Origin of the sequence: Alistipes sp. D31t1_170403_E11 (assembly GCF_015553985.1) — a bacterium.
GTDB lineage: Bacteria > Bacteroidota > Bacteroidia > Bacteroidales > Rikenellaceae > Alistipes > Alistipes montrealensis.
Map to the genome: position 1 here is coordinate 39,972 of NZ_JADNHQ010000012.1, position 13,503 is coordinate 53,474.

13 protein-coding genes are annotated in these 13,503 nt (G+C 59.5%); 1 reads left to right on the top strand and 12 read right to left on the bottom strand.

The genetic code is table 11. The features are described 5' to 3' along the window. The 6 genes from I2E69_RS14730 to pdxA all read right to left on the bottom strand — a co-directional run. Nucleotides 1–558 (bottom strand): hypothetical protein (locus I2E69_RS14730; protein ID WP_195461978.1); only part of this gene is annotated, 558 nt, incomplete at its 3' end. 322 nt (nt 559–880) lie between these two features. Then, nucleotides 881–1,501 carry a translation initiation factor IF-3 gene (gene infC, locus I2E69_RS14735; RefSeq protein WP_195461991.1) on the bottom strand — a complete coding sequence of 207 codons (621 nt, stop codon included), beginning with the start codon at nt 1,499–1,501 and terminating at the stop codon, nt 881–883. A gap of 68 nt (nt 1,502–1,569) precedes the next feature. Beyond that, complete coding sequence (gene thrS / locus I2E69_RS14740) at nt 1,570–3,522, bottom strand: threonine--tRNA ligase (RefSeq protein ID WP_195461979.1); 1,953 nt, start codon at nt 3,520–3,522, stop codon at nt 1,570–1,572. 87 nt (nt 3,523–3,609) lie between these two features. Further along, on the bottom strand, nt 3,610–3,810 hold the full coding sequence (locus tag I2E69_RS14745) for a hypothetical protein (RefSeq protein WP_195461980.1): 201 nt from the start codon (nt 3,808–3,810) through the stop codon (nt 3,610–3,612). Nucleotides 3,811–3,814: 4 nt separating this feature from the next. After that, the gene (locus I2E69_RS14750) at nt 3,815–4,747 is read right to left on the bottom strand and encodes a CPBP family intramembrane glutamic endopeptidase (protein WP_195461981.1); all 933 of its coding nucleotides are present in this window, start codon (nt 4,745–4,747) and stop codon (nt 3,815–3,817) included. Nucleotides 4,748–4,774: 27 nt separating this feature from the next. After that, entirely contained in the window at nt 4,775–5,869 is a 1,095-nt protein-coding gene (pdxA, locus tag I2E69_RS14755) for a 4-hydroxythreonine-4-phosphate dehydrogenase PdxA (protein WP_195461982.1), read from the bottom strand. A gap of 416 nt (nt 5,870–6,285) precedes the next feature. Between pdxA and I2E69_RS14760 the strand changes: the two genes are divergently transcribed. After that, on the top strand, nt 6,286–6,603 hold the full coding sequence (locus I2E69_RS14760; protein WP_229095553.1) for a hypothetical protein: 318 nt from the start codon (nt 6,286–6,288) through the stop codon (nt 6,601–6,603). A 143-nt stretch (nt 6,604–6,746) separates the two neighbouring features. Here the strand turns inward: I2E69_RS14760 and I2E69_RS14765 are convergent, their stop codons facing one another. Genes I2E69_RS14765 through I2E69_RS14790 form a run of 6 tightly spaced genes read right to left on the bottom strand, consistent with a single transcriptional unit; the run spans nt 6,747 to nt 12,962 of the window. Continuing rightward, nucleotides 6,747–7,502, bottom strand: coding sequence for a TrmH family RNA methyltransferase (locus tag I2E69_RS14765; protein ID WP_195461983.1), 756 nt, complete (start codon nt 7,500–7,502; stop codon nt 6,747–6,749). Continuing rightward, on the bottom strand, nt 7,499–8,422 hold the full coding sequence (locus tag I2E69_RS14770) for a ribonuclease Z (protein WP_195461984.1): 924 nt from the start codon (nt 8,420–8,422) through the stop codon (nt 7,499–7,501). The genes I2E69_RS14765 and I2E69_RS14770 overlap by 4 nt, the downstream gene beginning before the upstream one ends. A gap of 12 nt (nt 8,423–8,434) precedes the next feature. Next, complete coding sequence (gene trxB, locus I2E69_RS14775) at nt 8,435–9,364, bottom strand: thioredoxin-disulfide reductase (protein WP_195461985.1); 930 nt, start codon at nt 9,362–9,364, stop codon at nt 8,435–8,437. 23 nt (nt 9,365–9,387) lie between these two features. Further along, complete coding sequence (locus I2E69_RS14780; protein ID WP_195461986.1) at nt 9,388–10,353, bottom strand: WG repeat-containing protein; 966 nt, start codon at nt 10,351–10,353, stop codon at nt 9,388–9,390. 2 nt (nt 10,354–10,355) lie between these two features. Beyond that, nucleotides 10,356–11,213 carry a vWA domain-containing protein gene (locus I2E69_RS14785; protein WP_195461987.1) on the bottom strand — a complete coding sequence of 286 codons (858 nt, stop codon included), beginning with the start codon at nt 11,211–11,213 and terminating at the stop codon, nt 10,356–10,358. An 18-nt stretch (nt 11,214–11,231) separates the two neighbouring features. Then, nucleotides 11,232–12,962: a DUF4954 family protein gene (locus tag I2E69_RS14790; RefSeq protein ID WP_195461988.1), complete on the bottom strand. Its 1,731-nt coding sequence runs from the start codon at nt 12,960–12,962 to the stop codon at nt 11,232–11,234. Nucleotides 12,963–13,503 lie beyond the last annotated feature (541 nt).

Consider the following 13,503-nt stretch of genomic DNA (forward strand, 5'->3'; position numbering starts at 1 on the left):
GTATTTCTGCTCCGAAAGCCAGGGTCTCATCATTTCGTTCAATTTCTCCAGTTTTTCGACTTGAGGACCCAGGATTTCCTGTTTCTGCGCATAGGTTTCGGCCTTCATGAGTTCTCTCAGCAGGGGCATGGGCTGCACGGCGCGCTGTAAATCGTCTTTTATCTCTTTGGGCAGGCTCCGGGCTTTGTCTTTGGGCAGGCTTGCGTACATGAGGAGCCCCAGGCTCCCCTCCCGTGCAAATTTATTGTACATCTTCTGAAATCGGTCACTCCGGGCGCCGATGGTAAACGCCATGCCGTCCAACTGTTTTTCGATCTGCGCCAACTTCTGTTCGACTGCGGAATAGCTGCTGAACATTTTTTCTTTTTCGGCTTCCACCGATTTCTCCACCTCGGCAAACGATTCCTGCAACGCACGGAATTCCTCCGGCATTTCGGCTCCGGCGCCGTTCTCCTCGTAATCGGCGATAGTCTGTTTCAGCGAATCGATCTGTTTCTGCGGCACTTGTCCGCAAGCCATCAGCGTCAGCAGACATCCGGATAATAACCATTTTTTCATCTTCTTTTTCGGTTTAATTTTTCAGCAGGTTCGTTCCGCTGAAAACGTGTTGTTTTTCTGGTGTTTGCCTGCCGGGGCAAAGATCGGGAGCAGTTTCCGATATTCGGTTATCCAAAACGTTCAAAAAGTTATCCTGCCGGGTATTCCTCTCGTTCCTGCCGGGGAACTTCAAGAGACGGGCTGCTGCGAATCCGAGCAACCCGCACGAGCCGGCTGCTCATCCCTGTAAACGCAAAAACAACAACCAGCGGTCCGGGAAAATCCGACCGCGGTCGTTGTTTTTGTATCTGCTTCAAGCCCTTTCCGGGCTGCGCTCCCTTCGCTATTTCTTAACTTTGGGTGCGAGCATCATGTTCATCTTCTTGCCGTCGAGCTTCGGCATCATCTCCACTTTGGCGAACTCTTCGAGGTCGGTGGCAAAGCGCAGCAGCAGGATTTCACCCTGCTCCTTGAAGACGATCGAGCGGCCGCGGAAGAAAACGTAAGCCTTGACTTTGGCCCCTTCCTTAAGGAAGTTCTGCGCGTGCTTGAGCTTGAAGTTGTAGTCGTGGTCGTCGGTCTGGGGGCCGAATCGGATCTCCTTCACGACGACTTTCGTCTGGTTTGCCTTCAGTTCCTTGGCCTTCTTTTTCTGCTGGTAGAGGAACTTCTGGTAATCGGCGATACGGCATACGGGCGGCTCGGCCTTGGGCGAGATTTCGATCAGGTCGAGTTCCATCTCTTCCGCCAGACGCAGTGCGTCGCGGATCGGAAGCACCAATGGCTGCTCGACGTTGTCGCCCACCAGACGCACTTCGGGAACCGTAATCTGTTCGTTGATGCGGTGGGGATTCTCCTTTTCGGGCGGCCTGCGTCCGAAGCGGGGATTGTTGCCTGTTGCCGGTTTTGGTCTGTTATTCCCGGGGGTAAACGGCCTCGGCGGGAATGGTTTCGGTGCTGCGATAATCTTTAAGTATTAAAATGGTTAAATAAAATTTGGTGTATTGTTGTTATGGGACCGGTCGTCGGTCGTTACTTCTTCTCCAGTTTGTTGGCCTCGATCTCCTCCTTGACCAGTCCGGCGATGAAGTCGCGGAATGCCTCCAGCGACATTTGTCCCTTGTCTCCTTCGCCCTGCGCGCGGACGGAAACCAACCCTTCGGCCTCCTCCTTCTCGCCGACGATCAGCAGGTAGGGGATGCGCTTGAGTTCGTTGTCGCGAATCTTGCGGCCGATCTTTTCGTTGCGGTCGTCGACCTCGGTGCGGACATCGCTGCGGTTGAGGTACTCCGCCACCTTCATGGCGTAGTCGTTGAACTTCTCCGAGATCGGAAGCACCACGACCTGCTGGGGCGAGAGCCACAACGGGAATTTACCGCCCGTATGCTCCAACAATACTGCCACAAAGCGCTCCATCGAGCCGAACGGGGCGCGGTGGATCATGATCGGGCGGTGGAGCCGGTCGTCGGCGCCTTTGTACGTGAGGTCGAAACGCTCCGGCAGGTTATAGTCCACCTGGATCGTTCCCAACTGCCACTTGCGGCCGATGGCGTCCTTGACCATGAAGTCGAGCTTCGGACCGTAGAAGGCGGCTTCGCCCAGCTCCACGACCGTCGTGAGGCCCTTTTCCTTGGCGGCCTGCATGATGGCCGACTCGGCTTTTTCCCAGTTTTCGTCCGAACCGATGTACTTCTCCTTGTTATTGGGGTCGCGCAGCGAAATCTGGGCGGTATAGTTGTCGAATTTCAGCGTCTTGAAGATATAGAGCACGATGTCGATCACGCGTTCGAACTCTTCGAGAAGCTGGTCGGGGCGTACGAACAGGTGGGCGTCGTCCTGCGTAAATCCGCGTACGCGCGTCAGTCCGTGCAGTTCGCCCGACTGTTCGTAGCGGTATACCGTTCCGAATTCGGCCAGGCGCACGGGCAGTTCCTTGTACGAACGGGGTTTCGAACGGTAAATCTCGCAGTGGTGCGGGCAGTTCATCGGCTTGAGGAGGTATTCCTCGCCCTCGATCGGGGTGTGGATCGGCTGGAACGAGTCCTTGCCGTATTTGGCATAGTGGCCCGAGGTGACGTAGAGCTCCTTGTTGCCGATGTGCGGGGTGATCACCTGCTGGTAACCGTACTCCTTCTGCACGCCCCGCAGGAACTGTTCCAGGCGGTCACGCAGTGCAGCACCCTTCGGCAGCCACAACGGCAGGCCCTGGCCTACGCGCTGCGAGAAGCAGAACAGTTCGAGGTCCTTGCCCAGTTTGCGGTGGTCGCGCTTCTTGGCCTCCTCCATCATCACCAGGTACTCGTCGAGCATCGACTTCTTGGGGAACGTGATGCCGTAGATGCGGGTCAGCATCTTGTTCTTCTCGTTGCCGCGCCAGTAAGCCCCGGCTACGGAGGTGAGTTTTATGGCCTTGATATATCCCGTGTTGGGGATGTGGGGGCCGCGGCAAAGGTCCGTGAAGGCGCCGTTGCTATAAAAAGAGATGGTTCCGTCCTGAAGGTCGGTGATCAGTTCGACCTTGTATTGGTCGCCCTTCTCCGTGAAGGTTTTCAGTGCTTCGGCTTTGGGAACCTCGCGGCGGATCAGCGCTTCCTTGTTGCGGGAAAGCTCCACCATCTTGTTTTCGATCGTTTGCAGGTCGGCCTCGGTGATGGGCGTCGGGGAGTCGACATCGTAGTAGAAGCCGCTTTCAATGGCCGGGCCGATGCCGAATTTGATACCCGGGTAGAGCGCCTCGAGGGCCTCGGCCAGCAGGTGTGACGAGGTGTGCCAGAAGGCATGTTTGCCCTCGTCGTCGTCCCATTTGTAAAATTTGACCGAAGCGTCTTCTTCGATCGGGCGCGTCATGTCTACCGTCGCGCCGTTTACCGCGGCCGCGAGCGAGTCAGCAGCTAAACGAGGGCTGATGCTCTCTGCGATCTGATACGCAGTAGTCCCTTTGGCATACTCCCTTACGGAGCCGTCGGGAAAAGTGATTTTAATCATTTGTTGTCTATAAATTAAGTTTTCGGAGCCTTCGGCGCTTCCACAATTACGAGACGGAATACGCTTCCGGGTTGTCCGGTGTTTTGTCTATTCGTGTTTTGCCTCCCTGGCGGCCCGGCGCATCGTTGCAATCGCTCCGGCTGCACCCAGCAGGCAGGTGATGGTCCCCATCAGCAGTTGTTTCCCGGTCGTGTCCCCGAAGAGGTAAAGGTATATCCAGCCGCCTTCGAGTACGGCCCATACCCAGAGCAGGCCGACCGCCATTTTACGCTGGTTCCTGTTTCCCATCTTTTTACGCCTCCTTTTCAGCCTGCTGCCTGTCCGGCCAGAATACCAGGATAAGGATTCCGGCCAGGTAGACGACCGTCGTGGCGACGCCGCCTTCAAGCCCGAATTTGCCGCCGCTCAGCATGTCGGGGGCATCTGTGGCTCCGAAATGCATGAGCCGGTCCTGAATGGCGCGGCCGCTCACCTCGACCCCCAGCACGCTCCCCTGGGTGAAGTTCCATGCCGTGTGCAGCGCCGCGATACCCCATACGTTGTCCGTGCGCAGGAAATAGAACGAGGCGAAGACGCCGTAGAGAACCAGATTCGCAAAAGAAAAGAACGTTACGCCGCTGTTCGCGAGGTGCATGGCCGCGAAAATCAGCGAATTGAGCGCTACGGCTATCCACAGCGGCGCCCTGTTGGCCGCCGAAACCATCAGGAAACTGCGGCAGACCACCTCTTCCGACATCCCCTGGAAGAGGAATCCGACGAAGAGCAGCAACAGCATTCCCCACGGGATTTGTCCGGTGAAACCTTCGAAACGCATCCCGCCCAGCGCCCAGGCGATGCCCAGCGCTGCGATACACATCGCAAAACCCCAGCCCAGTCCCTGTAAATAACGTTTGGCGGTTCCGCCGCGCGTGAACCCCATCGAGAGATAGGAACGGCGTTCGATCCGCTTCATGTAGAAGATGAACACCGCCGTTACGGGTATCGTCGCAAAGAGCGAAACCCACAGTTTAGGTCCGTTGAGTGCCTGGTCGATCGCTTCCGGCCCGTGTTGCAGGACATCCGGCAACACGGCGGGCACTGCGACGATCAGCGATGCCAGCTGTGCGACCAGGAATACGAGCAGGAATATCGGCACAAGCAGCCATACCGACGGTTTGAAAGCCGCCTGTCGGGCCTCGGCAAGTGTCGCCGATCGTTGTTTCCACGCTGTCAGGAATCGGTTCATATGCGCCGGATCGGTATGCTGGTTTTGTTAGTCCTCCTTTTCGGTTTGCGGCAGGTCTCGGACCGAAACGTCGCGGCCTCCGCGTTCGCGTTCGGCGCGTTGCAGCGGATTGCGCGTCCATTCGGCCCAGGCGATGCGGTGCTCCACAATGTCGATGGCCGTGTAGATCGCATTGCGCATCGACTGTTCGTCGGCTTTGTCCTGCCCGGCGATGTCGAAGGCCGTGCCGTGGTCGGGCGAGGTGCGCACGGCGGAAAGCCCTGCCGTGAAGTTCACCCCGTCGGGCGACAAGGTCTTGAACGGCGCCAGCCCCTGGTCGTGGTACATGGCCAGGATGCCGTCGTATTTGGCGTATCCGCCCCCGGCGAAAAGTCCGTCGGCCGCAAACGGACCGAAGGCCAGCACGCCCTGGCCGAACGCTTCGACGATGGCCGGTTTGATGATCTCCTGCTCCTCGCGGCCCAGCAGCCCGCCGTCGCCGGCGTGGGGGTTGAGGGCCATGACGGCGATGCGCGGCTCGACGATGCCGAAGTCCCCGACGAGCGAGCGGCGCAGTGTGTGGAGGTCTTTGACGATTTTTTCCCGCTTGATGTTCGCGGCGATCTCCGACACGGGGATGTGCTTGGTGACCAGCCCCACGCGCAGCACGTCGCTGCACATGATCATCATCGACTCGCCCTGCAGTTCGGCGCTCAGGTATTCGGTATGCCCCGTGTAGCGGAAATCGTCCGCCTGTACGGTCTCTTTGTCGAAAGGAGCGGTTACGAGCGCGTCGAGATGCCCTGCTTTCAGGTCGCGCATGGCGGTTTGCAGCGCCTCCACGGCCGCACGGCCTGCTTCGGATGTCGGCTTGCCCGGCGCGATGTCGGCCGTCTCCCCGCATGCCACGAGGTTGACCTTTCCGCGGCGGGCCTCGGCGGCCGACGCCACGGGGTTGAAGGAGAACTGCTCGATCTCCGCGATGGTATTTCGGTAATAGGCCGCGGCCTTGGGCGAACCGTAAACGACGGGCGTGAAAAGCTCCGTCATGCGCGGGTCGGCGAGCGCTTTGAGGATGACCTCCCAGCCGATGCCGTTCGTGTCGCCCTGCGTGATGCCTATTTTGAATTTGTTTTCCGGCATAATCAATTTTATTTCAATTTACAAAGTTATAAAATATTCAGAATACACAATGTCTTCTATCCGATTAAAATGAATTTTTGCCGCGCTTTGCGGCAGGAGTGCAATTTTTTATTATCTTTGTTATGGCAGTCTGTGGGGATTGTCGACATTTTACGGATAAAAAGCGCATCGGCTTTTCTCTTACCGTCGGAAATTGGACACTTTCGGGTAACGTAAGGAATAAAGGTTGATGCTCTCGCTGTTTTTCAGCGTGGGCATTTGCCGCATTCTACGTTACGGGTCGTCCAATACCTCGGCGGTGAAGCAGCAAGTCTGCCCGCGCTTTTTTCCGGACCGACAAGTTTGGAAAGATGAGAAGAAGTGAGCGGAAAATGCTAAAATGCAATGCTGAGTTCGTAGATGTTCTGTTCCGTCTGATGTTCGAGACGTTTTGGGTGGCCCCTTATGATCAACGGCGGGATTATCCGGTGCTGGTCAATTTCGAACGTTGTGCACGCCGTGCGTCGGTGCTGTTGGGGAAAGTCGATTTAGCGACGGCTTCCCCGGTGCAGTTGGGCGAAGTGGAACAGGCGGTCGCATCCCTCGACCGGGCTGTCCGGCAGGTTGCCGAGTCGCGGCTGTTTTCACCCGCGGAGTGCGCCGAGGCGCTGGAACAGGTCCGGCGGATACAGAGGGCACTGCCTGTTGGATGTGCTGTCGGAGTTGCGCCGACAGCTTCACACGACCCGGAATAGATCCGGAATGCCGGCTCTGCCCGGCTTCGGCGACCTTTGGTCGCCGGAATTACATCGCACCCCTTGCCTCCGCTCGGGATACCTCGCAATTCTTTGGTATTGCTCCCGGAATTACGTCGCGATGCTCCGTTTTTCCTGCGGACTTATTTCGCAGCCTTTGCACTCGCCTGTCGGCGGAATTCAGCGCAGATGATACCCGTCGCCATGGCGACGTTCAGCGATTCCGAACCCCGGCGGTCGGCCGGCCAGGGCGGGATGAAGAGTTTCTGCGTGACGGCCTGCGCTGCGGCGTCCGTGATGCCGCGTCCCTCGTTGCCCATCACGACGATGCCTGCCGGGGCGAGTTGCGCGTCGTATATATTTTTGCCTTCGAGGAACGTCCCGTAAACCGGAAGCCCTTGTGCGGCGGCTTCCGTGAGCAGCCTCGCCAGGTCAGTGTAGTGTACGCGTACCCGCACGACAGCCCCCATCGTGGCCTGCACGACTTTGGGGTTGAAACAGTCGGCCGAGGTTTCGGAGCAGACGATGTCAGTAATTCCGAACCAGTCGGCCAGCCGGATGATCGTGCCCAGGTTGCCGGGGTTCTGTACGTCGTCGAGCGCCAGCGTCAACCGCCCTTTCAGTTGCGTCGGCCGCAGGTCGTAATGCGGCGTTTCGACCAATGCCAGCGAGTTGTTGGCGGTTTTCAGCAACGAGAGCCGTTCCATTTCGCGCGGGGCGACGATTTCCACTTCCGGGCCTTCGAAAACCCCTTCCAATGCAAATATTTTGCGTACGCGCAGGTGCGATGTCCGCAGTTCGCCGATGAGTTTTTCCCCTTCGGCGACAAAAAGTCCGTGCTCCGTGCGGCCGCGTTTGTCGGCCAGTGCGCGGACGAGTTGTATTTCGGCTTTTGTCATCGTTGTTTTTCGATGGTGTAGGTGGTTCCTTCAGTTGCCGGATAACTCTCCGGGAAGAGCGCCCGCGCTTCTTCGACCAGCGGCGCATCGTCCTTGTAGCGCGACGAGTAGTGACCGATCACGAGCCGCTTGGCGCCCGCTTTCAGGGCCGCTTTTGCGGCGTCCGCGGTAGTCGAATGTCCCCGGTCTTTGGCGCTCCGCTGTTCGGCGGCGGCGTAGGTCGCCTCGTGGTACATCAGGTCGACTCCCTTGCACAGTCCTGCGGCCTTGGCCGAGAAATTCGTGTCCGAGAGATAGGCGTATGAGCGCGGCGCATAAGGACGGTAGGTCAGTGCGGCGTTGGGAATCACTTCGCCTGTGGCCAGTTGCAGGTCCTCGCCCCGTTTGGCGGCGGTGATCTGCGCGACCGAAAGCCCGTATTTCGCGATCTTGAACTTTTCGATATTCAGCGGCGGCTCCTTTTCGCGGAAAAGGAATCCGGCGCACGGTACGCGGTGGCGCAGCGGGATGCTCCATACTTCGAGCGTGCGGTTCTCCAGCAGCAGCGTGTGGCGGGTCGTGTCGACCTCGGTCCACGACACGGTGTAGGGCAGTTCGCTGTCGAAGTATTTGAGGTGGCAGGCCAGAATCTCGCCGAAGGGGGCCGGTGCAAAGACCTTCAGCGGGGTTTTACGCCCGTAGAGTGCCAGCGTCGAGATGAGCGGGAACAACCCGAAAACGTGGTCGCCGTGGAGGTGCGAGATGAACACGGCGCGGATTTTCAGCGGGTTGACCCCGTAGCGGATCAACTGTTGCTGCACACCCTCGCCCGCATCCACGAGGTAGTATTGTTCATGGATGTTGACCGCCTGCGCCGACGGATGCCGGCTCGGCGTGGGTTTCGCCGAGGACGAGCCTAATATGGTAACGCTGAAACTCAACCTGTCTATTACTTATTGTTGCATCAGCAGGAAGCGTTCGCAGTCCAACGCTGCGACGCATCCCGAGCCGGCGGCCGTAACGGCCTGGCGGTAATGGGGGTCCTTCACGTCGCCCGCGGCAAAGACGCCTTCGACGCTCGTGCGCGAACTGATGCCTTCGACCTTGATGTAGCCGTCGGCGTCGAGTTTCAACTGGTCGCAGAAAAGTTCCGTGTTGGGGTGGTGTCCGATCGCCAGGAAGAATCCCGCAATGTCGATCGTCTTCTCCGTGCCGTCGTTTTTGCGCAGCAGCGCACCCGTCACCCCCGACTCGTCGCCCAGCACCTCGGCGGTGTTGTGCTCGAAGAGGATTTCGATGTTCGGCGTGTTGAACACCCGTTGCTGCATCGCCTTCGAGGCGCGCAGGTGGGGCTTGCGCACGATCATGTAGACCTTGCGGCAGAGCGATGCGAGGTAGGTGGCTTCCTCGCAGGCGGTGTCGCCGCCGCCCACCACGGCTACGTCTTTCTTGCGGTAGAAGAAACCGTCGCACGTGGCGCAGGCGCTCACGCCCATCCCGCGGAACTTGGTTTCGGAGGGGAGACCGAGATACTTGGCCGAGGCTCCCGTGGCGATGATCAGCGTTTCGGCCTTAATCTCCTTTTCGCCGTCGACTACGACGTGAAAGGGCCGCGACGAGAGGTCTACGCGCGTGACGTTGCCTGTGCGGATGTCGGCGCCGAACCGCTCGGCTTGCCTGCGCATCAGTCCCATCAGGTCGGGACCGCTCACGCTGTCGGGATGTCCCGGGAAATTCTCCACGTCGGTGGTCGTCGTAAGCTGTCCGCCCGGCTCGATGCCTTCGTAAAGCACCGGGGCGAGGTTGGCGCGCGAGGTATAGATTGCGGCGGTGTACCCTGCGGGGCCGCTGCCGATGATCAGGACTTTTACTTGTTCTTCCATATTGTCAGTTGTTTTAGCATGTTCTATTCATTATTCGTTCCAAATTCCGTCAGGCGGCGTCCCAGGTAATCGAATTCCGCCCAACGGCCGCCTTTGCGCACGCGGACGACGCTTTCCGAAGGCGCATAGTCGACGATCTCGTATTCGGGAGGAATGACATAGCGCCCTTTCCGGTCGATCAGTCCCATCCCCGACGGTGTTTCGACCTCGGCGCGTCCTTCGCGGAAATCGCCTGCCCAGAGATATTGCGCCGGGATCACGGGGTTGTTGTTCGTGTCTACGAACCCGAATCCGCTTTCGTCCTCGACGCATACCAGCCCTTCGAAGACATGGCTTGTCCAGCGGTGGCCCGTCAGGCGGCGCTGCGGAGTATATGCGGCCTCCACATCGCTGACCTGCATCGGACCGGCGTTTTGCCGGACCTGCTCCCGCAGAGCCTCGAAAGCCGCATCGTCCCCCGGGGAGCCGAAATGGCCGTCGTGGTAACGCAGCGGGACAAACCGTCCGTTTACCCAGCGCAGGTTGTCGGCCCGGAGGTTGTTGTGCGAAAAGTCCAGTTCCCGCAGGGCCGCCTGCAGGGCGTCGAGCGCCGCGAGCAACCGGTCGGCGGGCTGCGTATGCAGCGCTTCGGCAACCGATTTGCCTGCGGGCAGGTGTTGGAGTACCAGGTCGAAACGCCGTTCACTGCCGGCCGGGTCGGTCCACCGCAATTCGCCCCGCAGGATACGGTATTCCGTGAGCCATTCGGTGTTGAGGCGTCCGAGTTGCGATGCCGTGCGCTCGATTGAGGTCAGCGCGATGGGCGAAAGCGGCATCGAGAGCAGCCATTGCCGGCCGCCCCAGGTGATCTCGGCTTCGGCGAAACGTGTCGTGCGCATCAGCCGCGGCAGGCCGTCCATGCCGGTTGCGGCCCGGGCGTCGGTGAGCGTCTCGAACGAAAGGTCGGGCGTCAGCAGTGCCCGGGTGAAGATTTGCAGCGTCGGTGTCATGGCTATTCGGTTTTTACGCTGATGGACCCGATGTTGAGCATGGTGATCAGTTCCTCGGCCGAGGCGTTGAAACTCATGCCGCGAAACGGCGGCAGGGCGCCGGGGCCTTTGGCCTCGCGGATCGCTTCGTTGAAGACCTCGGGCATGGGGCTCGAACAGTCGTAGAGTACCGCGGCGTAGCGGTTGGGGTAGGAGGCCTCCTCCGCCGAAGGGAAGAAGACCATGTGCGGGGTGTCGCCCGCGGCGATGTGTATGTTTACCAGCAGCACGTTGCCGTCGGTCGTGCCGAGCGATTTGATCTGTTTGGCCACGGCGCGCAGTTCCGCGTCGTCGCAGTCGGTGGCTTCGCCGTCGGTGATGTTGAAGACCATCGGCGGAAAACTGTCGGCATGGGCCGGGTCGGCGCACCACTCCGCGGCGATGTCGCGCACGCGTCGCAGAGCCTCGCACATCGGGGTCTGCCCCGCGGCTTCGGGCTCCACCCATACCGGGGAGGGAATCTCGCGCAGGGCCACGCTCCCGTCCGGCAGGCGGTATTCGATCGCCTCTTTCTTTATGGGCGGTTCTCCGGCCGCCAGTTCCGCCACGGAAATCAGCTCTTTGCCGCCCGGCAGCAGGGAGTAAACCTCGTCGTCGCCCGAGTAGCCGATGACGGCGATGTCGTAGTAATCCCGGACTCCGTCGCTGCGGCGGGCTCGTTCGATCAGCTCGAACAGCATGCCGTTGGTGACGGAAGCCACGGCCTGGGCTTTGGTCATCTGCCGTCCCCGGAAGAGGATTTGTTCGGCCATCGAGCCCGAGCCGTCGATGGCGAGGATAAAGGCTGTGCGGTGGGTGCGTGTGATGCTTTGTGTATACATGTTGCGTCGTATGTTCGTCTATTTCAGGCCGCGGACCGAATAGTAGTCTTCGCGGCGCTCCTCCTCGCTCGTACAGTCGAGGCCGTAGCTGACGGCCATGTCGAGCGAACAGTCGCGGTCGCGGTCGGCGTCGGTCGTGCGGCGCATCGAGGCGTGGGCATTGCGGCCTGCCGAGACGGCCTGTTCGATCTCGTCGACGGTCGGCGTATGGCCCAGTATCGAAGCATAAACCTGCTTGGCCCAACTGTGGGCGTAGTCGTCGTAGTGTACGGCGAAGACCCGGAAACGATTGTCCACGGCGTCGGTCGTCGTCAACTCGCCGCGGTCCACGGCTGCGAGGATCGCTTCGACCTCGCTGCGTGCGATGTACTGCCCGGCCAGGTCGAGCCATTGCCCGTCGCCGTCATAGCGCGGATTCGATGTCCCTTTGGCCAGCATCGCGCCCAACGCCGCCACGATGGCCTTGTTGTAGAGCTTGAGTCCCCGTTGCAGGGCTGCCGAGCGGATCAGGGTTTTGTTGTAGGTGAACACCGGGGCGTCGGGGTCCTGCTCCTGGAGCGAGTGGAGGATGTCCACGGCCTGGAGCATGGCGCCCGTGATATAGGGGTTGTACTCTTCGAAACTGATCACGTCGCGCTTTACCGAGCGGCGGTCGCGGGCAGGCCACTTCTCGATGTCGCGCACGGCGCCGAAACTGGTGAAGTTGGCGCCCGGCATCAGGTGTGTGCGGCCCTCCTTCTCGATCAGGTAGGAGTAGGGAAAAGCCGAGGTGTCGTGGTGGTAGGAGTGGTGTCCCATGACCATCGTAAAGGCCCCTTCGAGTGCCGGCGACATGATGTAGGCGCTGCTGGCGAACTTGCAGCCGCGCAGGTGCACCGACTGGTGTACGGCGCCGCTCTTGAAGAGGTGGTTGCTTTGGTTCGAGCCGCTGCCGGCGTTGAAAAACGAGAACATGCCGGCGATCAGCAGCGACGATTTGTGGTGCGAAACAGTGTAAGGCCCGGCGAAGATCGCTGCGGCCTCGCCGTTTTCGCAGTGCGAGTTGGCGAAGAAGAGCGACTCGGCGGCCGTGAAGCCTTTGTCCAGGCGGCAGCTTTCGCCGATGAAACAGCGCTCGACGATCGACCCGTTGCTGATGACCGAACCTTCGGCGGCGATGAAGTCGTAGGCTTTGACATCCACGCCGATGTGCGCGCCGTCGCAGAGGGTGGCGTTTTCGAGGATCGAAGCGCCGTCGATCTCCACGTCGTCGCCGATGCGGACCTCGCGGATGAAGCGGGCCCCGACGATGCGGCAGCGGCTGCCCACTTCGCCCATCTCCGACGAACGCCCTTCGGCATATGCGCCGACCATTTTTTCAAATGCGGCGATGGTTTGCGGCCGGTGGCGGTAAATGGCCATGATGTAGGCTGTCTGCGCCGACATCCGGTCGAAAATCTTTACCGTGCGGCCTCCGCATTCGTTCATTGTAGCTACGCCGACGCCGTTGCCGAACGAGGAGCGGCGGCGGCATTCGAGGGCCGTGACGCCTTCGACGAGCGAACCGGGCCCGATGCGGTAATTCGCGACGCGCGAGCGGATGATGCGGGCCCCGGCTGCGAGTTCGATATTTCCTTCCAGATGGCTCTGGAGCAACTGGAAGGGTTGGAAGTCCTCTGCGACCAGTACCTTCGACCAATCTTCGGCCGAATTGCCGAGTGCTTCGAGGGAGGCGGTTTCCGAGGAGGTTAATTTTCTGAGTGGATTCATTTACTGTGGAGTTATTCAGATGCAAATATAACAAATTGCATTTAAATAACGCGAACACGGTCCGATAACTCAACTTTCTTCCGACTGTGGCTCTGCGGTCGTAAGGGCTGTGCAACGGGTTCCGCTGCGCAGACGGAACCGTTTTCCGGCAATGGGGCCGTACTGTGTTTTGCTTGAAAACCATTTTCGTCCCGTGTTTTTTGTTTCGGCCGTTGCAGGAAAGCCCGGAAATTTCTACCTTTGTCTCCGAACGAAATCCGGCGACCTGCACTTCCGTCACTCCGTCACCCTCTTATGCAGGGTCTTCGCATCCGTTCTCCGAATACCGTCGACTCGTTGGCCTGCGAGTCGCGGAGTTTTAACATTGAATAATCCCCAATAAAACATGCTAAACAGAATGAAAACTGACAAAATTCTGAAATTATGCCTTGCGGCTTCGATGCTGTGCTTCGGCGTTTCCTTGCGGGCGTCCGCCGCCCAGCTTATCGTCTCGGATGCGACACGCGTTTCTGCCGTAGTTCCCGACTACACTCAAACGAAG

Coding starts and splice junctions, on each gene's coding strand:
- thrS (WP_195461979.1), bottom strand. CDS start 3,522: ATGATTAAAATCACTTTTCCCGACGGCTCCGTAAGGGAGTATGCCAAA.
- I2E69_RS14745 (WP_195461980.1), bottom strand. CDS start 3,810: ATGGGAAACAGGAACCAGCGTAAAATGGCGGTCGGCCTGCTCTGGGTA.
- I2E69_RS14750 (WP_195461981.1), bottom strand. CDS start 4,747: ATGAACCGATTCCTGACAGCGTGGAAACAACGATCGGCGACACTTGCC.
- pdxA (WP_195461982.1), bottom strand. CDS start 5,869: ATGCCGGAAAACAAATTCAAAATAGGCATCACGCAGGGCGACACGAAC.
- I2E69_RS14760 (WP_229095553.1), top strand. CDS start 6,286: ATGTTCGAGACGTTTTGGGTGGCCCCTTATGATCAACGGCGGGATTAT.
- I2E69_RS14765 (WP_195461983.1), bottom strand. CDS start 7,502: ATGACAAAAGCCGAAATACAACTCGTCCGCGCACTGGCCGACAAACGC.
- trxB (WP_195461985.1), bottom strand. CDS start 9,364: ATGGAAGAACAAGTAAAAGTCCTGATCATCGGCAGCGGCCCCGCAGGG.
- I2E69_RS14780 (WP_195461986.1), bottom strand. CDS start 10,353: ATGACACCGACGCTGCAAATCTTCACCCGGGCACTGCTGACGCCCGAC.
- I2E69_RS14785 (WP_195461987.1), bottom strand. CDS start 11,213: ATGTATACACAAAGCATCACACGCACCCACCGCACAGCCTTTATCCTC.
- I2E69_RS14790 (WP_195461988.1), bottom strand. CDS start 12,962: ATGAATCCACTCAGAAAATTAACCTCCTCGGAAACCGCCTCCCTCGAA.